At 67.8% G+C, this 18,977-nt stretch carries 15 protein-coding genes; 7 read left to right on the forward strand and 8 right to left on the reverse strand.

Annotated features, from left to right (window positions below):
• Positions 1 to 53 precede the first annotated feature (53 nt).
• A complete protein-coding gene (locus tag IEQ11_RS14185; protein WP_191823811.1) occupies positions 54 to 1,337 on the reverse strand; it encodes an MFS transporter in 1,284 nt (427 codons plus the stop codon).
• Positions 1,338 to 1,490: 153 nt separating this feature from the next.
• Here IEQ11_RS14185 and IEQ11_RS14190 point away from each other — a divergent pair, with 153 nt between their 5' ends.
• From IEQ11_RS14190 to IEQ11_RS14200, 3 genes are all read left to right on the forward strand, one after another.
• A complete protein-coding gene (locus IEQ11_RS14190) occupies positions 1,491 to 2,564 on the forward strand; it encodes an oxidoreductase (protein WP_191823810.1) in 1,074 nt (357 codons plus the stop codon).
• A 207-nt stretch (positions 2,565 to 2,771) separates the two neighbouring features.
• Entirely contained in the window at positions 2,772 to 3,902 is a 1,131-nt protein-coding gene (locus IEQ11_RS14195) for a carboxylate-amine ligase (RefSeq protein ID WP_191823809.1), read from the forward strand.
• Between the two features lie 126 nt (positions 3,903 to 4,028).
• On the forward strand, positions 4,029 to 4,829 hold the full coding sequence (locus IEQ11_RS14200) for a gamma-glutamyl-gamma-aminobutyrate hydrolase family protein (RefSeq protein ID WP_096414799.1): 801 nt from the start codon (positions 4,029 to 4,031) through the stop codon (positions 4,827 to 4,829).
• 1,048 nt (positions 4,830 to 5,877) lie between these two features.
• Here the strand turns inward: IEQ11_RS14200 and IEQ11_RS14205 are convergent.
• Positions 5,878 to 7,956 (reverse strand): S8 family serine peptidase, encoded by a 2,079-nt coding sequence (locus IEQ11_RS14205; protein WP_191823909.1) that lies wholly within the window; start codon positions 7,954 to 7,956, stop codon positions 5,878 to 5,880.
• Between the two features lie 602 nt (positions 7,957 to 8,558).
• On the opposite strand from IEQ11_RS14205, the gene IEQ11_RS14210 reads away from it, so the two are divergent.
• Positions 8,559 to 9,098, forward strand: a complete 540-nt coding sequence (locus tag IEQ11_RS14210) for a DUF4189 domain-containing protein (protein WP_191823908.1) — start codon at positions 8,559 to 8,561, stop codon at positions 9,096 to 9,098.
• A 1,009-nt stretch (positions 9,099 to 10,107) separates the two neighbouring features.
• On the opposite strand, the gene IEQ11_RS14215 is transcribed toward IEQ11_RS14210, so the two are convergent.
• Entirely contained in the window at positions 10,108 to 10,452 is a 345-nt protein-coding gene (locus IEQ11_RS14215) for a RidA family protein (protein ID WP_036111114.1), read from the reverse strand.
• A gap of 184 nt (positions 10,453 to 10,636) precedes the next feature.
• Entirely contained in the window at positions 10,637 to 11,323 is a 687-nt protein-coding gene (locus tag IEQ11_RS14220; protein WP_051547642.1) for a hypothetical protein, read from the reverse strand.
• Between the two features lie 436 nt (positions 11,324 to 11,759).
• Here IEQ11_RS14220 and IEQ11_RS14225 point away from each other — a divergent pair, with 436 nt between their 5' ends.
• Positions 11,760 to 12,725, forward strand: a complete 966-nt coding sequence (locus IEQ11_RS14225; protein ID WP_191820892.1) for a chitinase — start codon at positions 11,760 to 11,762, stop codon at positions 12,723 to 12,725.
• A gap of 257 nt (positions 12,726 to 12,982) precedes the next feature.
• Here IEQ11_RS14225 and IEQ11_RS14230 read toward each other — a convergent pair whose 3' ends face one another.
• Entirely contained in the window at positions 12,983 to 13,645 is a 663-nt protein-coding gene (locus IEQ11_RS14230; protein ID WP_191820891.1) for a hypothetical protein, read from the reverse strand.
• A gap of 282 nt (positions 13,646 to 13,927) precedes the next feature.
• On the opposite strand from IEQ11_RS14230, the gene IEQ11_RS14235 reads away from it, so the two are divergent.
• Positions 13,928 to 15,091, forward strand: coding sequence for a linear amide C-N hydrolase (locus tag IEQ11_RS14235; RefSeq protein WP_191820890.1), 1,164 nt, complete (start codon positions 13,928 to 13,930; stop codon positions 15,089 to 15,091).
• Between the two features lie 177 nt (positions 15,092 to 15,268).
• Positions 15,269 to 16,669, forward strand: a complete 1,401-nt coding sequence (locus IEQ11_RS14240) for a S41 family peptidase (protein WP_191820889.1) — start codon at positions 15,269 to 15,271, stop codon at positions 16,667 to 16,669.
• A gap of 447 nt (positions 16,670 to 17,116) precedes the next feature.
• Here IEQ11_RS14240 and IEQ11_RS14245 read toward each other — a convergent pair whose 3' ends face one another.
• From IEQ11_RS14245 to IEQ11_RS14255, 3 genes are all read right to left on the reverse strand, one after another.
• Positions 17,117 to 17,713: an HAD family hydrolase gene (locus IEQ11_RS14245; RefSeq protein WP_191820888.1), complete on the reverse strand. Its 597-nt coding sequence runs from the start codon at positions 17,711 to 17,713 to the stop codon at positions 17,117 to 17,119.
• 95 nt (positions 17,714 to 17,808) lie between these two features.
• The gene (locus IEQ11_RS14250) at positions 17,809 to 18,126 is read right to left on the reverse strand and encodes a PAAR domain-containing protein (RefSeq protein WP_191820887.1); all 318 of its coding nucleotides are present in this window, start codon (positions 18,124 to 18,126) and stop codon (positions 17,809 to 17,811) included.
• Positions 18,127 to 18,303: 177 nt separating this feature from the next.
• Positions 18,304 to 18,912 (reverse strand): hypothetical protein, encoded by a 609-nt coding sequence (locus tag IEQ11_RS14255; RefSeq protein WP_191820886.1) that lies wholly within the window; start codon positions 18,910 to 18,912, stop codon positions 18,304 to 18,306.
• Between the last annotated feature and the right edge of the window lie 65 nt (positions 18,913 to 18,977).

An 18,977-nucleotide genomic window follows, 5' to 3' on the forward strand; every position in this document is an offset into this window, starting at 1 on the left:
CCGACAGCTCCGTTTCAAGGACGAAAACGGCAAGGCCGCCGTGGACGGCGACCTCAGCCCGAGTCGCCCTCGCGCACCATCAACAGCGCGATCAAGGTCAACGCCCCGGCCGCGGCCAGGTAATAGCCGACATAGGCCAGGCCATACCGGTTCGCCAACTGGGTCGCGATCCACGGCGCGAACGAAGCGCCGAGAATGCCGGCGAGATTGAACGCCAGCGAGGCGCCGGTATAACGCACCGCGGTCGGGAACATCTCGGCCAGGATCGTGCCCAGCGGGCCGTAAGTCAGGCCCATGATGCCCAGGCCCAGACCGAGGAACAGCAAGGTGCCCCAGGCGCTGCCGGTCGAGAACAACGGCGCGAAGAAAATGCCGAAGCCGATCACCGCCACCGTCGACAGGATCATCGCCAGACGCCGCCCACGGCGATCGGCGAACAGTGCCGACAGCGGAATGGTGATGGCGAAGAACACCACGCTGCCCAGTTGCAGCAGCAGGAACTGTTCGCGGGTGTAGCCCAGTTTCGAAGTGCCCCAGCTCAACGCGAACACCGTCATCAGATAGAACAGCACGAAGGTCGCCAGGGCGCCGAAGGTGCCGGCGACCAGCGCGCCGGGGTGATTGCGCAGCACCTGCAGCATCGGCAGCCTGACCCGCTCGTGCTGGTCGATCGCGCGCTGGAACGCCGGGGTCTCGTTGATCCGCAGCCGCACCCACAGGCCGACGAACACCAGCGCCGCGCTGGCCACGAACGGAATCCGCCAGCCCCAGGCGAAGAAGGCTTCGTCGCCGAGGGTGTCGGTCAGCAGCAGGAAGATCCCGGTCGAGAGGAAAAACCCGATCGGCGCGCCGAGCTGCGGAAACATGCCGTACCACGCGCGCTTGCCGGGCGGCGCGTTCTCGGTCGCCAGCAGTACCGCGCCGCCCCACTCGCCGCCCAGCCCCAGGCCCTGGCCGAACCGGCACAGCGCGAGCAGCGCAGGCGCGAGGATGCCGATGCTGTCGTAGGTCGGCAGCAGGCCGATCGCGACCGTCGACAGACCCATGGTCAGCAAGGCCGCGACCAGGGTCGCCTTGCGGCCGATGCGGTCGCCGTAATGGCCGAACACCGCCGCGCCGACCGGACGGGCGATGAAGGCCAGGGCGAAGGTCGCCAGCGACTGCAGCACCGCCGTGCCCGGGTCGGCGCTGGTGAAGAACAGCTTCGGAAACACCAGCACCGCGGCGGTGGCGTAGATGTAGAAATCGAAGAACTCGATGGTGGTGCCGATCAGGCTCGCGAACAGCACGCGGGCCGGGGAGTTGCTCGGGGCCGAGGCCGGTGCGGCTGCGCTCATCGAGACGTCCGATTGGGGGGGGATCGGTGAATTGTTACCCGATCCGCACCCGCTTCGGCAAAGCGACCGCGCAAACCGTGCCGGCCGCATCCGGCGCTGGCCGCGCGCGCCGCGATCCGGCAAGGTGTGCCATCCCCCGCATGAGTTCGCAGCATGAGCGCGCCCGCTCCCGTCCGCGTGGCCCTGATCGGCTACGGTTTCGCCGGCAAGACCTTCCATGCGCCGTTGATCTCCGCCACGCCCGGCCTGTCGCTGGGCGTGGTCGGCTCGCGCGATCCGGCCAAGGTCCACGCCGACTACCAGTACATGAGCGTGGTCGACGACCCGTTCGCCGCCGCCACCGACCCGCGCGTGGAGCTGGTGGTGATCGCCACCCCGAACGACAGCCATGCCCCGCTCGCGCGCGCCGCGCTGGCCGCCGGCAAGCACGTGGTGGTCGACAAGCCGTTCACCCTGGACCTGGCGCAAGCGCGCGAGTTGATCGCATTGGCAAAGCACCATCGGCGCGTGCTGTCGGTGTTCCACAACCGCCGCTGGGACAGCGACTACCTCGGGGTCAAGCAGGCGATCGAGGAAGGCCTGCTCGGCCCGGTCGTGCATTTCGAATCGCATATCGACCGCTACCGCCCGCAGGTGCGCGAGCGCTGGCGCGAACAGGCCGGCCCCGGCACCGGCGTGTGGTGGGACCTGGGACCGCATCTGGTTGATCAGGCCTTGCAGTTGTTCGGCCTGCCCGAGCGCGTCGTCGCCAGCCTGGCCACGCAACGCCGCGACGGCCAGGTCAGCGACTGGGCGCATGTGCTGCTCGACTACGGCCAGCGCCGGGTGATCCTGCACGCCAGCATGCTCGCCGCCGGCGGCAGCGCGCGTTTCACCGTCCACGGCGAGCGCGGCAGCCTGATCAAACCGCGCGCCGATCAACAGGAAGCGCAGCTGCTGGCCGGCGTGGTGCCCGGTTCGCCCGGCTGGGGCGCGGACGGCGACGACCTGATCTTCCACGACGGCGAAGGCTCGCGCCGCCTGACCACGCCCTCGGGCGATCAGCGCCGCTATTACATGGCGGTCTTCGATGCGATCCGCGAGCGCGGCGACAACCCGGTGACGCCGACCCAGGCGCTGGCGGTGATGGCGGTGCTGGAGGCGGCGGTGGAATCGGCGGCGACGGGGCGCGCGACCGCGCCGGCGCTCGATGCGGACGAACGCGCGGCGTTTAGCGGCGGCGCCTGAGCCGCTGCGGGCTTCGCATGCGTCGCCGGCAATGCTCGTAACGATAGGTTACGGCTGTCGCATTACGGCCTGACCGGGCTGCCTTCAACTGGTTCTTACATTCATGACGCTACCTTGCGTACATGAATCCAATGAACCGACCGCAGTTTCATGTGCAGCGCCCGATGAGCCCCGCTCCTTTGAGCGTGTTTCCATGAGCGTGCTCCGATGAGCGCGCAATGCGAGTACAGCTTCGGCATCGAGGAAGAATTCTTCCTGGTCCGCCCGCATTCGCGCCTGCTCGCGACCCAGGTGCCCAGCCGCCTGCTCAAGCGCGCGCGCGCCGAGCTGGGCGAATCGATCGAAAGCGAACTGCTGCAGGCGCAGATCGAGATCGCCACGCCGGTGCAATGCGATATCGCCCAGGCCCAGCGGCAGCTCAGCGAACTGCGACGCGGTCTGTCGTCGCTGGCGCACGATCATGGGCTGGCCTTGCTGGCGGCGGGCACGCACCCGCTGGGGCAATGGCGCGAACAGATTCATACCGACAAGCCGCGTTATCGCCGCTTGGTCGAGGATTTCCAGATCGTCGCCCGCCGCAGCCAGGTGTGCGGGCTGCACGTTCATGTGCAGCTGCCCGACGACGTCGACCGCGTGCAGGCGATGAACCGGGCGATGCCGTGGCTGCCGCTGCTGCTGGCGTTGTCCACCTCCTCGCCGTTCTGGGACCGCTTCGACACCGGGCTGATGAGCTACCGCCAGGCCATGTACGACGAATGGCCGCGCACCGGCATCCCGGATTTCTTCGAGGATCAGGCCGACTACGACGCGTTCGCCGCGGTGCTGGTGCGGGCCGGCGCGATCAGCGATGCCAGTTCGTTGTGGTGGGCGATCCGGCCTTCGCCGAATTTCCCCACCGTCGAACTGCGCATCGCCGATGCCTGCACCCGGGTCGAGGACAGCGTGGCGATCGCCGCGTTGTACCGCTGCCTGATGCGGCATATCGCCATGCGCCCGGCCGATGCGCCGCCGTGCAACGCGAGCACGCGCCGGATCATCGACGAAAACCGCTGGCGGGCCAAGCGCTTCGGCCTGCAGGCGAGCTTCCTCGATGCGCAGGGCAATACCGAGCCGGCGGTCGATCAATTGCAGCGCCTGCGCGCGCTCTGCCACGAGGACGCGCAGGCCCTGGATTGCGTCGACGCGCTCAAGACCCTGGACGCGATCGTCGAACGCGGCAGCAGCGCGCACACGCAGTTGCAGGTCTATCGCGAACAACGCCAGCACGGCGCCACCCGCGCCAACGCACTCAAGCATGTGGTCGACTGGTTGCTGGAAACCACGGTGCCCGCCGCATGACCTCGCCACCTCGTTCATGCCCCGCTCCGACTGCCCCGCGAATCATCCGACTACGGATCCTCTGATTCCGAACCATTCCGTTCCGATTGCAAAGCGCCACCCGACCTCGCTCTGGATACCCCCGCCATGCCCGCTTCCGCCCGCAAACTGCTGATCGGCCTGTCGCCGCGCCTGATGCGCAACCTGCCGCCCGAATACGGCTTTCGCAACAAGACCCTGCAATACCTGGAGCAGTCCATGGCCCATTGGGTCATGGCCAGCGGCGCGCTGGTGGTGATGATTCCCACCGTCGACGCCACCGGCGCGGTCCAGGCCACCGATCTGGCGGTGCGCGACTACGCGAGTTCGCTGGACGGGCTGATCCTGCAAGGCGGCGCCGACATCGACCCGCAGGCCTACGGCGAGCGCCCCAGCGAAATGCTGATGACCACCGATCCGGATCGCGACCGCTTCGAGTTGAACCTGCTGCGCGCCTTCGTCGACGCCGGCAAGCCGGTGCTCGGCATCTGCCGCGGCATGCAGCTGATCAACGTCGCCCACGGCGGCAGCCTGTACCAGGACTTGGTCGGCGGCGGCGCGACCCGCGCGCAGCACTACATCCCGGCGCAGTACGACGAACACGCGCATTCGCTGCGCATGCGCGAGGACGGCTGGCTGGCGTCGCTGTATCCGCAGGCCGCCGATCCGCGGGTCAATTCGATCCATCACCAGGGCGTCAAGAGTCTCGGCGCAGGCCTGGACGTGGAAGCCTGGTCGGAAGACGGCATCCCCGAATGCATCCGCGGCAGCGGCGACAGCTTCGTAGTCGGCGTGCAGTGGCATCCGGAGTTCCACGATCATCGTTTCCCGGAATTGCTGCCGGGCCGGCCCTTGCTGATGTCGTTCATGGAAGCCGCGCGCAAACGCGAACAAGCCTTGGCCGCCTGAGTCATCACGCCAGCCCCCTGTAGGAGCGGCGCAAGCCGCGACCGCGAAACCACGCCTGCATCGCAAGCCGAATGTCGCGGTCGCGGCTCGCGCCGCTCCTACAGCCGGAGATGCGATGTCGACATGTGGCTGTGCAATACCGAAAACGATCAAGCGGCGTGAACCACCCGGATCGCCAATCGCATCCACCACGCAGCCGCACGCCGGCTGCGCAAGCCACGTATCCCCCTGTAGGAGCGGCGTGAGCCGCGACCGCGACATCACGCATTCGACGCAATCCGGATGTCGCGATCGCGGCTTACGCCGCTCCTACAGCCGGGGATGCGATGTCGACATGTGGCTGTGCAATACCGAAAACGATCCGGGCGGCATGAACCACCCGGATCGCCAATCGCATCCACCACGCATCCGCACGCCGGCTGCGCAAGCCACGTATCCCCCTGTAGGAGCGGCGCAAGCCGCGACCGCGACATCACGCATTCGACGCAATCCGGATGCCGCGGTCGCGGCTCACGCCGCTCCTACAGCCGGAGACGCGATGTCGACATGTGGCTATGCAATACCGAAAACGATCAAGCGGCGTGAACCACCCGGATCGCCAATCGCATCCACCACGCATCCGCACGCCGGCTGCGCAAGCCACATATCCCCCTGTAGGAGCGGCGTGAGCCGCGACCGCGAAACCACGCCTGCGACGCAAGCCGGATGTCGCGGTCGCGGCTCGCGCCGCTCCTACAGCCGGAGACGCGATGTCGACATGTGGCTGTGCAATACCGAAAACGATCAAGCGGCGTGAACCACGCGGATCGCCAATCGCATCCACCACGCATCCGCACGCCGGCCGCGCAAGCCACGTATCCCACTGTAGGAGCGGCGCAAGCCGCGACCGCGAAACGACGCCTGCGTCGCAAGCCGGATGTCGCGGTCGCGGCTCGCGCCGCTCCTACAGGGGGCCGACGAAACCACAAGGCCATCGAAACGAAACAACCCGGGCAGCCTGAGCCACCCGGGTCGCAAAGCGCATCAACCACGCGATCGATACGACGGCTTACAAACTCGCCGCGCAGTTGTAACAGACCAGCGCGAAATCCTGATCGGTATCGTCGCCGGCATTGGGCAATCCATTCGAATTGATGTCGGTCGCGCGCACCACGACGTTGACGCTGCCGCCGTGCTGCGCGGCCTGCAGGAACACGCCTTCGCCGTTGTTGCGCGCATCGGCGGCACCGCCGGTGGCCGACCAGCCGGCGCTGTTGAACACGTTGCCCAGGTAGGTGTTGCCGCCCGCGGTCACGCGCAGATCCAGGTTGTTGTTCCAGGCCGGCGTGGTACCGCCCAGGCCGTGACCGGGCGCGTCGGTCCACACCAGCATGACCCGCACCGGCTTGCTCGGATCGGCGGCGGTGAAGGTGCGCGTCCAGCTCTCGCCGGTGTTGTTGAACACATGGGTCTGATCGACGTACTGCACCGCCTGCGCCGGACGCAGCACCGGGTCGATCAACATGCGGCCCCAACCCTGCTTGCTGTCGGGCGCGGTCGCCAGGGTGCCGCCGTCGGCGTCGAGTTTGCCGACCAGGTTCTGCGCGACCGCGGTGAACGCGGCCTTGGTCAACGCCGGGCTGGGATCGACGCTGAAACGATTGCGGTAGTACTGCACGAACAAGGCACTGGCGCCGGCCACCTGCGGCGAGGCCATGCTGGTGCCGCACATCAGGCCATGACCGGTCGCGCTGTTGGCCGAATCGATCGAACACCCCGGCGCGACCATCGCCGGAATACGCCGGCCGTCCAGCGCCGGGCCGTGCGCGGTGTTGCTGGACAGATCGTTGATCGCCGCCAGTTGCACCGTCGCCGAGGTCTGGCCCTTGGTCGAGCCGATGGTGAAGGTGTTCTTGGCTTCGTCGGGCGAACCCTGGCTCTGGGTGCCGCCGTTGCCGTTCATGAACGACAGCACGTAGGCTAGCGGCTGATCGCCGGGCGCATCGGGATCGGCGTCGCGCACGCCGACATCGACCTGGCGCGTGTCGCCGTCGTAGCCGCGCGGCGAACCCGCCGGGCCCCAGCTGTTGCCGGAAATCACCGCGCGGTTGCGCACCGATTGAGTCATCAGCAACAGCATGCCGCCGGCCTGAGTGTAGAACGGCGAATAGCGCTGTTCGACCAGCTTGGCGCCGGGCGCGACGCCGAGGCCACGCAGGAAGCTGCCGGTCGACGCGGTGGCACGCACGTTCGAGGCGCCGTCGCCGGCCATGATCGCGGCGGTGTGGGTGCCGTGCGCGCTGCTCGCGCTGCCGCCGCAGGTGGTGCCGGTGCAGGCGGCCATGCGCGCGACCAGATCCGGATGGGTGTGATAGATGCCGCCGTCGACGTTGGCGATGATCACGCCGGTGCCGTTGACGCCCGCCGTGCTCAGATAACTCACATAACCGGGCACCGCGAGATTGCTCGCGTTGAGGTTGCCGGCGTTGATCTGGCTGCTCATCTCGCCGCGCAGGCCGCCGTCGGTGGGCACGCTCTGCACGCTGTACACGCCCGGCGTCTGCGCGAGCGCGGCGAGTTGATCGGCGGGCAGTTGCACGGTCTGCGTCTGCAGATGACGGTCGACGATCTTCGCGCCCAGGCCGGTATCGGCGATGCCGATCTTGGCCAGGTTCGCGCCGAGCGCGCTGCCGCGATGGCTGATCACATTGACCTGCACCGGCCCGGTCGCGGCCTTGCTCAGCGCGGCCGCGCGCAGTTCGGGCTGGACCCGGTACGCCGGCAGGAAATCGCCGCTCCAGCGCACTTCGCGCTGTCCGGCCAGACGCGCGAGCGCGTCGCGCTTGCCCCAGGCGATGTAGGTATAGGGATGCACGTACTGCACCGGTTCCAGTCCGGCGCGACGCAGCTCGTCCAGCCACGCCTGCTGCACGGGACCGGTGAACTGGACCATGCGCCAGTCCTCGCCGTCGGCGCGCGCGCGGCCCCAGGCGCTGGCGGCCTGCACCGGTTTGCTGGTGAGCGGATCGAAGCGCAATCCGCCCAGATCGAGTTCGAAACCGCCGGCGGGCGGCGCGGCTTGCGCGGCGAAAAGCGGCGCCAGGCCGATAGCCAGGACGATGGCGGTGTGCAGATGGCGACGGGTCATGGGAGTTCTCTTGGAAGGCCGAAGGAACGCCGCCCGAACGGGCGACGACGCGTTGAAGCGATCTGGGAAAAACACCGGAATGCGGCGTTCGGACTGCGGGCGTGTCGCGAGCGTCGCCGAACGCCCATCGACACTGCGCCCGCGCGATGGCCGCGTCCACGCAATTCCGAACGTCGCTTCGAAATGATCATTGAGAGTGATCACAGAATCCCGAACGCGCGCTCACGGCCCGATGCGTGCGTCGCATTCACACGCATGACCCGCGATCGCGCGCGCGTACCGCGCAGGCATGAGACCTGCGGAGAACATCGCGTTTTTTGCCGATTTCCGGTTGCGGCGACGCGACGCGGCGCAATCGCGGGCCTGCATCACATTCGCGATTCGCCATGCATCGCGCGCCGAATCACCTATTGAGGACGAACGACACACTTACGGCACGCTAATGACTTAAACATCTCGTCGTTTTTACGCGAATACCCGACCGCGAACGTGCAACGGCATTTTTAGTGGTTGATCCGGCCGCGTTTGTGTTCTTACATTCGTCCAGCGTCGCGTCGTTCTGCCCGACACGACCGCGCGCACCGAACCAGGGGATCAGCACCATGAACCATCGATCTCTATGCACGCTCGGCCTGTGGCTTGCGATCAGCGGCACCGCGATCGCGGCCAGTTGCCCCCCGGGCCAGCGCGCCACCTCGCGCGGCGCGAACGCAAGCAAGACGTCCTGCGCCACACCGTCGCGCCCGCGCGAACGCAAGCCCGTCGACCAGGCGCGGGTCGCACCGGCGCGCATCGAATGGTCCGACCGCTGGGGCGCGATCGCCACCGGCCATGGCAACGCGTTCGGCGTCGCCACGGAAAAGTTGAACAAACACGACGCCGAAACGACCGCGCTGGCGCAATGCCGAGGCGCGACCGGCGGCGACTGCGCGATCGCGCAGAGCTATTCCAACCAATGCGGCGCGGTGGCGCACCATGGCGCGGGTGCGTCCTCAGCCGGCGCGGCATCGGCGAGCGCGGCGACCATCGAGGAAGCCGAGCGGCTGAGCCTGCAGCGCTGCGAAAAAGCCGCGGCGTCCGCGGCCGCGGTCGATTGCCAGGTGGCGTATTCGGGCTGCAGCTATCCGGCTCGTGCCGATTGATCGCTCGCTGTAGCCGCAGCGGCCGCCCCTACCCCAACCGCTTCGTTGCGACGATTGCGTATAGGCCGTTTCCTTTAGGCCGGCCTTTGTTGGTCAGGAACCTTGTTCCGTGATCTGTAGTTGTCGCCGCAGAGACCGCAGAAGACGTTCTCGTCGCCATCGCCATCGCCAGTCCTCATCGCGACCAGCTCTAAGCTCGAAGCCGCGCAATTCATCCAGCGCTGCGAAGCCACTGACTCGCGTTAGCAACAGCACACCCGAAGGGCGGCGCACATGGATGTGCGCCGCGCGCCACCGGGACATGGATGTCCCGTGTGGCGCGTGCCCGCGTAAGCACCGCACGCGCGGGCACTTGATTTAAAAAAAAGCGTTTTTCTTTGGTTACCTTTCTTTTGTCGCTTTTGACAAAAGAAAGTAACTCGGCCGCTTGCGGACGAAAGCTGTTGATCTTGCTTTCGGCTTCAAAAGCTCTAGAGCTTCAAAGCTTCGAAGCCTTTAAAGCTGCAAGCAGGATCAAAAGCGTTCCGCCGCTGAAGCGGCGGGTCACTTTCTTTTGTCTAAAGCAACAAAAGAAAGGTAACCAAAGAAAAATGCTTTTCTTTGAATCAAAGGCCCGCGCGTGCGGTGCTTACGCGGGCATGCGCCACACGGGACATCCTTGTCCCGGTGGCGCACGGCGTGCATCCTGCACGCCGCCCTTCGGGTGTGCTTTTGCTAACGCGAGTCAGTGGCTTCGCAGCGCTGGATGGACTGCGCGGCTTCAGGCCGAAGCCGAAGCGGCATGGCCTACCTGTAGGAGCGGCGCGAGCCGCGACCGCGCCATGACGAGAACCTCGCAACCTGCGCCGTAGCTGCGTTCCCGCGGTCGCGGCTCGCGCCGCTCCTACAGTCGGATTGCGCGGCATACGATCGCTCCAACCGAACGACCAACGTCCCATCAACCAAAAATCGAATCACGCCCCGCCAAACCGTCCGCGACACATCACCGTCGCGGACGATCCCAATCGGATCAAACCGCCGCCGTCACCACGATCTCGACCCGAAACTTCGGATTGGCCAACGGCGCCTGCACCGTCGCGCGCGGCGGCGTGTGGCCGGGGACCACCCAGGCGTCCCACACCGCGTTCATGCCGGCGAAGTCGGCCATGTCGGCCAGGAAGATCTGCGCCATCAGGATGCGGCTCTTGTCGGTGCCGGCGCGTGCGAGCAAGGCGTCGATCGACGCCAGGGTTTCGCGGGTCTGACCGGCGATGTCCAGGTCCTCGCTGTCGGGCACTTGCCCGGCCAGATAGACGGTGCCGTTGTGGATCGCCATTTCCGACAGGCGCGCGCCGACGTCGAATCGCTGGATCATGTGTCACCTCATGCGTATGGGGCGCCCATTGTGGGTCAGATCGGCGCCGCGTACACCTCGGGCCGCGAGCGATGTCGCGCGGGCATCGCGGCATGCCGCATCGGCAGCGCAGGCCGCATCCTCGGCACGAGCGGCTTCGCCGATGCCCTATACCCGCTCCCCTATTCCCGATCAGCCCAAACCGCTACAACTCCGGCGTGCTGGAACGAATGATGCGCTCGTTCTCGGCGCGCTCGGCGCTGCGGTCCGGGCCGGCCAAGGCCGCGTCGGCATTGGCGCGATGCTGGGCGCGCACTTCCGGCGGCAGCACGTCGATCTGGCGATTGCGCTGCATCATCGCGCGTTCGCCCGGCGGCAGCTGGCAGTTGCGGCTGAGGATTTCCAGTTCGTCGCCGGTGCGGGCCGCGCGGCTTTGCAGATTGACCACCACGCCGAGGGTATCGCCGAGCGGTTCGAGCTGGGTGCAGATCGCATCGATGGTGTCGTAACTGCGCTGGGTGTTCTGGTTGACCAGCGCGAGCAGGTTCTCGCCGTCGATCCACACCACCGAGTTGACGCCCTTCACGCTCTTGGCGGCGACGCGCGCGTTCTCGCGATCGACCTTGCGCGCCTGATCGGCCAGACGGATCGAACGGCTGACATCGTGATTGAGCCCTTGCAGATTCTCCTGCAGGCCCTGCTGATCGCCGGCGAAGGCCTGGGCGCGCATCTTGACCAGGCGCTCGGCGGTCTTGGCCGCGTCCAGCGGTTGCCCGGCGCGTTCGGGCTTGGGCGGCGCGGCGGCCTGCGGCGCGCTCGCGCGGTCGCAGGCGCTCAGCGCCAGGGTCGAAGCCAGCAGCGCGGCGGCTGCGATTGCGCTTGCGTGGTTCATCGCTTCACCTCGTGATCTGGGAGGGCCGGCGTCGCGCCCTGCGTTGCCCGGGTTTTATACCGCGCCGCAGCGCGAAAGGGTTGCCGCATCGCAACGCGAATGCGACCGGGGTCGCGACTGCGCATCGCCGCCGTACGCCATCGCGCCGCCATCGCGCTTTTCGCGACCGCCGCCCGGATTCAGCCGCAAACGCGCCGCTACAGTCGCCGGCAGGTCGCTCGCGACCGTCGCCACCGCCGATCGTCCGTCAATGGCCCGCAACGGCCGGCAACGGGCGCGGAACCGCCCGGCTATCGCCCCGGTCGCGGCGACGGACCGCCATCGCGGCCGCCGCGTTCATAACCATAAGAAACATCGCTCGCAACACACGCATCCGTCATCGCTGCATGGCGTGCGTCGCCCGGGGGGACTCGCGCCCACACCCTGAGGATACGTAATGAACGCACGCATCAACCCGCGCGGCCCGCGCGCCTGGGCCGGACACGGCCTGCTCGGCTGGTTCGGCCTGCTCTGCATTCCCGCCGCCTACGCCGCGCCGCAAGCGCCGACCGATCTGGCGCCGGCCGGCTACACCAACTTCGCCGTGGTCGCGCCCGCGGCGACCTGCACCTTCGTCACCTGGACGCGCGGGGTCAACTATTCCCTCGGCACGATCGTCAAATACCCGCCGAACAATCAGTACTACAAGCTGGTCAACGTCGGCACCAACGGCAGCGACGGCACCGACCCGACCATCAGCACCTGGTACTGGCAACCGACCAACTGCGACACCACCACCCCGCCGACCGGCGGCTTCGTGGTCACCGAAGCGCAGTTCAACCAGATGTTCCCGAACCGCAATTCGTTCTACACCTACGCCGGCCTGGTCGCGGCGATCGGCTCGTATCCGAATTTCGCCAAGGAAGGCGGCGACACCATCGCGCGCCAGGAAGCGGCGGCGTTCCTGGCCAACGTCAATCAGGAAACCGGCGGGCTGGTGCATATCCGCGAATTGAACCAGGCCAACTGGGATCACTATTGCCAGCCGCAAGGCAGCTGCGGCGGCAAGCAGTACTACGGGCGCGGCCCGATCCAGTTGAGCTGGAACTACAACTACGCCTCGGCCGGCAGCGCGCTGGGCCTGGACCTGCTCAACAACCCCGACCTGGTCGCGACCAATTCGGCGATCTCGTGGCAGACCGCCTTGTGGTACTGGATGACCCAGCGCGGCGGCGCCAGCAACACCCCGCATCAGGCCATGGTCAACCTGCGCGCGTTCGGCGAAACCATCCGCGCGATCAACGGCGGCATCGAGTGCAACGCCACCGGCATCGGCCATCAGCAGATGCTCAATCGCGGCGCGTATTACCGCAATTTCGCCGCGATCCTGGGCGTGGCGCCGGGCAACAACCAGACCTGTTGATCCCACTGCGCGCCCGGCCGCGACAGGTGGCCGGGCGCGGAATTCGCAGCGGTTCGCGCAGCGACGACAGCTTCCTGCAGGAGCGACGCGAGTCGCGACCGCGTCATCGCGGTTACGACGAAACATTGCTGTTTCCACGCGATTGACCGTCGCGGCGTTAGCGAAACCTTCGTCACCCTTCGAAATTCGCGGTCGCGGCTCGCGCCGCTCCTACAGGTAGATTGCGTCGCCTACGGCGCGATCCGCGGCAACGGCATTCACATATCGAACGCCGCGCAACCGATCTCCTGCGTACCGGGCGTGTCGCCATCGCGCACGAACTGGATATCCGGCATCGGCGTGTCCTCGCTCGGCGCCGCGGTCGGTACGCCGAGCCGGTAATACTCGCGATAGACCTGCGCCAGCGGTCGCGCGCCGATCGCGGCGCGCGCCTGTTCGGCCGAGGCCCGCACCACCACGGCGAAGGTCGAACCGCTGCCGAAGTCGTAATCGACGCGCACGATCGGCAAGCCGAACAGCTTGGTCGGCGCGCGCGGGGTCAGGCTGCCGCCGCCGGGCCCGACTTCGCCGATGGTGCTGTCGGCGCTGACCTCGATGCCGGCCGCGCTCAACGTGCGCGCGAACGCGGGATCCTGCACGTCGGCGAAATACTCGCCCTTGCACGCGGCGTTGGCGGCGACCCAGGTCGCGAAATCGAAACCACCCGTTGCCGCGGACGCGCTGGCGTCGGATGCATCGGCCGACGCGCTTGCCGTGGCGGCGTCGGCCGATGCGCTCGCCTCGGACGCGCCGGCCGTCGCATCGGCCCCCGTCCGCGCCGCTGCCCGCGAAGCAACCCTGTCCTCACCGCCCGACCCGCCACAGCCAGACAGCACCAACGCCAGCGGCCACAGCGCCCAACGCGCGACCGAATGCTTCATGCCCGCCTCCCGGATACCCGATCGCCAGCCTACTACCGAAGCAGTACGCCGCGCCGCCGTCGCCACGATCAGCGCTCGGCCCGGCCCAACCCCGACCCGCGAACGAATACGAACGCAAAGCGAGCATCGCGCCACATTTCCGCGTCGGCCATCGCAACCGACTCACCCGCGCCGGCGTACAAGCAGCACACGAAGGCGAGCCGCGCGCCGCTTTCGCCTCCTGCGGGCCGCAACGGTCCGCCACTCAAACGCACCCGCATCGCCCAAGGAAAGGAGCCCGTCATGTGCACCAACTTCTTGCTCGCAGTGCCCACCGTTCCAGCCGTCCAAGGCAACCCGACCCAGTTCATCTCCACGCGCTGCATGGAACTCACCGGCGGACTGGCGACCAACCTGTACCTGGTTCCGGCGCAACAAACCTTTCCCATCGTCGCCAACCAGTCGAAAGGCTGGACCGGCAGCTACGGTTTCGTCGGTCTCGGCGATCCGCAGTCGATGGCGAAAACCCCGTGTTTCGTCGACGGCATCAACGAAGTCGGTTTGTCCTGCGCGGCGTTGTGGCTGCCCGGCACCCAATACCCGAGCAGCGCCAGCAGCAATCCGCTGGAGTTCTGCGATATCGCCGCATGGGCGATGAGCCAGTTCGCCACCGTCACCGAGGTGGTCGCCGCGCTGGCCGATGTCAACGTGATCGGCCCGGCGGTCGGCGTGCAGGGTTATCTGCCGCTGCATTTCATCGCCACCGACGCGACCGGCGCCAGCGTGGTGATCGAATTCGTCGGCGGCGCGATGAACGTGTATCCGCCCGACTACGCCAACGGCGCCACCAGCGACGGCGTGCTGACCAACGCGCCGCCCTACGACTGGCAACGCGTCAACCTCAGCAGCTACGTGCATCTGAGCGTGGAAGGCGCCGGCACCAGCATCTCCAACGATTCCGGCCCGCCGGTCGGCAGCGGCCTGCTGGGCCTGCCCGGCGACATCATGTCGGCCTCGCGCTTCGTCAAGGCCGCGACCTTCCGCCAGGGCTTCGGCCTGCTGCCCGACGACGGCGCCGGCTGGTTGCCGACGCCCGCGACCGCCGGCGCCACCGGCAGCACTCAGACCATCGTCAACGTCGCCCTGCAGATGGTGCAGATGATCCAGGCCACGCCTTACGGCACCGCGCTGCTGAGCCCGACCCACCCGTCGCTGCCGCAGTCGCCGCATCCGCACCTCAAGACGCGTTCGCCGAGCGTCGGCGACTGGACCATGTGGCAGGTCGCGCGCGACCACACCAACTTCGTTTACTACTACAGCACCGCGTTCAACAGCATCGTGCAGAAGGTCGACCTGGCCAGCGTGGATTTCGGCGGCGGCAGCGTCGCGGCCGACGCGCTGAAATCGATCCAGGTGATGCCGGCCAGCAGCGCCTGGTACAACGACGCGAGTTCCAGCTTCGCTTGAGCACGCCGCGCCGATCGCCATGGCGCGCCCGGCTGCAACGGAACGACGCCTCACCGCATCCTCGGAAACTACGCACCCGCATGCGCGGGCCCGCAAACGGCAAGCCCGGCGCGATCGGGCTTGCCTCATCCGTCGTGCCCGCCGCCCGCATGCGGCGGGTTCTTCCGAGGAGGTTTCATGCGCGTCGTTCCGCGGTATCCCGTTTTTCTGCGCAATGCACTCAAGTGCTCGGCGCTGCTGTGTCTGTCGCTGCTGTCGGCCGCGGCGCAGGCCGCCACGCCGTCGCCGCGCGCGACGGTCAGCGAAGTCGCCGATGCGATCCAGGCCTACTACTACGACATCGAACGCGCCAAGCAGATCGCCACCGCCTTGCGCGGTGAAGCCGCTCAGGGCCGTTACGACCGCTACGCCGATCCACGCGATCTGGCCACCGCCTTGAGCGAACGCATCCGCCCGCTGGACGGCCATTTCCGGGTCAACTGGCGCGCGCCCGATGCCGCCGGCCAAGCGCCCGGCCCGGGCATGCGTCCCGGTCCCGGTCCCGGTCCCGGTCCCGGCCCTGGCCCTGGCCCTGGTGCCGGGCCCGGCGGCCCCGCGCCGGTCGACTTCAGCCCTCGCCGCAATTACGGCCTGCGCCGGGTCGAAGTGCTGCCGGGCAATGTGGGCTACATCGACCTGCGCGAATTGCCGCACTTCGAATTCGGCGACCCGAACGAACCGGCGCGGCGCGCGCTGGAAGCGGCGCTGCAACTGGTGGCCGCGACCGATGCGGTGATCATCGACCTGCGCGACAACGGCGGCGGCTCGCCGGCCGCGGTCGGCTATCTGACCAGCGCCTTCACCCCGAAGAACGCCGACATCTACAACCGTTTCCGCCTGCGCCGCGGCGACAAGATGCTGTCGGAATCCGAAGCGCCGGCGGACTGGTACCCGACCCCGCGCCTGCAGGTGCCGCTGTACGTGCTGACCAGCGCGCGCACCGGTTCGGCCGCCGAAGCGCTGGCGTACACGCTCAAGAACGCGGGCCGCGCGGTGGTGGTCGGACAGGCCAGCGGTGGCGCGGCCAATCCTGGCGGCGACATTCCGCTCGCCGCCGGCTTCAGCGTGTTCGTCTCGTTCGGTTCGCCGGTCAGCCCGATCACGCACGGCAACTGGGAAGGCACCGGCGTGATACCCGATGTCGCGGTCGCGCCGGCCGACGCCTTGTCGACCGCGCAGCGACTGGCGCTGGAAGCGGCGCTCAAGCAAGGACTCAGCGGCGCCGCCGCGGTCGACACGCGCTGGGCCCTGGATGCGTTGCAGGCTCAGGCGACACCGGCCGACAGCGCGAACCCGGCCGATTACCTGGGCCAGTACGAACGCATCCAGATCGGCCAGGACGGCGGCCGGGTGATCCTGCGCAACGGCAAGCGTCCGCCGCAGCCTTTGGCGGCGTTGCAGCGCGATCTGTTCTACGTGGCCGCCGATCCGAGTGTGCGGGTCAAGTTCGAACGCGCATCCGACGGCCGCGTCGCGGCGCTGGAAATCCTGCGTTCGGACGGTTCGTCCAATCGTTATCGGATGCAGAACACGCCTTGAGGGCGCGAACGTCGAGGGTATCGCCGGCGCTGTGTGTCGCGGTCGAAGTTGCAGCGCGCGATTCACAGCGCCGGCTTCGCGGCGTTCTCCCCAATGCAGGGCGTCGCGGCCGTGGTCTGCCCCCTATCCGATCGCAGTTGCCATGGCCGTCGACGCCCTGCTTCATCCCGCCGCGTGGTGGGACCTCGCGCGCGGGAGCCAGCCGGATCGCGCGGCTCCCGCGCCGTCGTTTGTCGCGACCGGCGGGTTATGGCGAAGGCGTTGCATGGATGTGGCTTGCGAGCGGTTGATTCGGGCCAGACGTCGCGATTGCGAATCCGAGGGTGTCGCGAAGGTTGCGTCGTAGACAGGGTGTCGCGGTCGCGGCTTGCGCCGCTCCTACAGTCGGATACGTGGCGTCGATAGCCCCGTGTAGGAGCGGCGCAAGCCGCGACCGCGCCACCCCGACTACGACAACACTTCCCGCCAGCGGTAAAACCTGCGATCCGCCAACGCCAGCAACTCGCGATCCTCGACCGTGTCGCCGTACGCGTGCACGCTCGCATAATCCTGCAAGGCAATCCGCTCGCGCACCCGCCGCGATTTTTCCGGGCCGCAGCAATCGCGGCCGAGGTAACGTCCGGTCAGCACGCCGTTGCGCGCCTCCAGATGCGAGCAGATGTATTCCAGCCCCTGCTGTTCGCACCAGGCCGACACGAACAGTTCCAGATTGGCGGTGACCACCACCACCCGGTCGCCGCGTTCGCGATGCCAGGCGATGCGCTCGAGCGCTTCGGGACGGATCTGCCGCGCGACCACTTCGCGCAGATAGGCTTCGGCGGCCGCGCGCACCTCGCTTTCGCGGCGGCCGCGATAGCCGAACGCGACGATGCGACGGCGCACCGCTGCGCCCGACACCCAGCCGAGCTTGTAACCGATCACGTACGGCGCCAGCAGCACGCCGCCCCAACGCAGCCGGCGGCGATCGACGCTGGCGCGCACGAACCCGGGAAAAGTTTCGCGGTCGGTGATGGTGCCGTCGAAATCGAACAGGGCCAGATCCATGCACGGCGCAACCATCGCGGGCCACGGCGGCCCGCGCGGAGTCTAGCCCGCCGCGCTCATCCGGCGAAGACGCCGCCGCGCGACCGCCGCGCGACTCACTTGCGCACCGCGACCCGCGCCGGCTCGTAGCCGCGCCCGTGCTCGACGATGCCGCGGATCTGGCTCAACGAAATCAGGATGCAGCCGCAGGCGCAGAAATCGCCGTGCCGCGCCGCCGCCTTGCCGTCGAGCAGATGCGCCGGATCGCCGGTCACGATCGTGGTCGCCCCGTGCACGCCGCACTGCACCGCGTCGCCCAGGCGCGCGCAACGCGCATCGATGCCGGCGCCGGGCGCCGCATCCGGGCGCGGCCCGCCCAACACCATGCCGCCGCCGCTGGTCGTATCGCCGACCGTGATTGTCTGCCGCATCATGACCCACCTCCGCTACCGGCTTCGTCAGATTCCATGCGGGAAAACGTCGGCGCGCCGCGCGCGTGACCGAGCCTTCCGCGTTGTTCGACCGGGATCATGTCTAACGGCCTTTTCGGTTGCGATCAAGAGCAACTGATAGTTGCATATCACCCAACCTCACGCTTTGTGTGCCCGACGTCATACGCCGGCGCCGAGCGCGATCGCCGACCCGGTAAAGGGCAATACGAGGTCGTACGTGGGCGGATGCGGCGCGATCGCGCGAAATGCGACGGGCACCGTGGAAGCGGTGCCGAACTGGGTGACGCCGCGGCCGAGCAACTGCGCCAGATCGTAGCGGCGGCCGCCGAATTCGAACGGCCGGCTGTCGATCAACAAGGCACTGAACACGTTGTCGGCGAGCACCGGCACCGCACTAGAGCCGACCTGCGCGCTGAGCGTGGTGCCGACCACCAGGCCGGTGCGGCGGAAGGTCGCGATGCGTTCGCCTTGGGCGAACGATTCGGGCCAGTCGAAATTGCCTACCGGCTCGCGTTGCAGGTACACCGAAAACTCGCCGGCCGGGTCCAGGCCCAGTTCCAGCGCGCCGTTGCTGACGCCGCCGGCGAGGAACGGCTTCGCGGCGAAGGTGAAATGCGCGGTGGTTTCGCCGATCGCGCCTGCGAACAGGTGGGCGTCGATGCCCGACAGATGCAGGAAGTAGCCGTAATCGGCCAGCCACTGATCGGGGCGACGGTAGAAGCGGCCGGTGACGTACCAGGCCAGTTCGGCGGGAGACAACAAGGGCATGGCGGAGCTCGCTGCGTGGGGACGGCGTGGGCCGGGCGCGACGCGGGACGGCGTCGCATCCGGTC

The organism is Lysobacter capsici (assembly GCF_014779555.2).
GTDB classification, from domain to species: Bacteria; Pseudomonadota; Gammaproteobacteria; order Xanthomonadales; family Xanthomonadaceae; genus Lysobacter; species Lysobacter capsici.

What these genes read in the sequence shown, in the direction of transcription:
- IEQ11_RS14215 (WP_036111114.1), bottom strand. Translation starts at nt 10,452, where the DNA reads ATGATCCAGCGATTCGACGTCGGCGCGCGCCTGTCGGAAATGGCGATC.
- IEQ11_RS14245 (WP_191820888.1), bottom strand. Translation starts at nt 17,713, where the DNA reads ATGGATCTGGCCCTGTTCGATTTCGACGGCACCATCACCGACCGCGAA.
- IEQ11_RS14250 (WP_191820887.1), bottom strand. Translation starts at nt 18,126, where the DNA reads ATGATGCGGCAGACAATCACGGTCGGCGATACGACCAGCGGCGGCGGC.
- IEQ11_RS14235 (WP_191820890.1), top strand. Translation starts at nt 13,928, where the DNA reads ATGTGCACCAACTTCTTGCTCGCAGTGCCCACCGTTCCAGCCGTCCAA.
- IEQ11_RS14230 (WP_191820891.1), bottom strand. Translation starts at nt 13,645, where the DNA reads ATGAAGCATTCGGTCGCGCGTTGGGCGCTGTGGCCGCTGGCGTTGGTG.
- IEQ11_RS14200 (WP_096414799.1), top strand. Translation starts at nt 4,029, where the DNA reads ATGCCCGCTTCCGCCCGCAAACTGCTGATCGGCCTGTCGCCGCGCCTG.
- IEQ11_RS14225 (WP_191820892.1), top strand. Translation starts at nt 11,760, where the DNA reads ATGAACGCACGCATCAACCCGCGCGGCCCGCGCGCCTGGGCCGGACAC.
- IEQ11_RS14240 (WP_191820889.1), top strand. Translation starts at nt 15,269, where the DNA reads ATGCGCGTCGTTCCGCGGTATCCCGTTTTTCTGCGCAATGCACTCAAG.
- IEQ11_RS14205 (WP_191823909.1), bottom strand. Translation starts at nt 7,956, where the DNA reads ATGACCCGTCGCCATCTGCACACCGCCATCGTCCTGGCTATCGGCCTG.
- IEQ11_RS14195 (WP_191823809.1), top strand. Translation starts at nt 2,772, where the DNA reads ATGAGCGCGCAATGCGAGTACAGCTTCGGCATCGAGGAAGAATTCTTC.
- IEQ11_RS14210 (WP_191823908.1), top strand. Translation starts at nt 8,559, where the DNA reads ATGAACCATCGATCTCTATGCACGCTCGGCCTGTGGCTTGCGATCAGC.
- IEQ11_RS14190 (WP_191823810.1), top strand. Translation starts at nt 1,491, where the DNA reads ATGAGCGCGCCCGCTCCCGTCCGCGTGGCCCTGATCGGCTACGGTTTC.
- IEQ11_RS14220 (WP_051547642.1), bottom strand. Translation starts at nt 11,323, where the DNA reads ATGAACCACGCAAGCGCAATCGCAGCCGCCGCGCTGCTGGCTTCGACC.
- IEQ11_RS14255 (WP_191820886.1), bottom strand. Translation starts at nt 18,912, where the DNA reads ATGCCCTTGTTGTCTCCCGCCGAACTGGCCTGGTACGTCACCGGCCGC.
- IEQ11_RS14185 (WP_191823811.1), bottom strand. Translation starts at nt 1,337, where the DNA reads ATGAGCGCAGCCGCACCGGCCTCGGCCCCGAGCAACTCCCCGGCCCGC.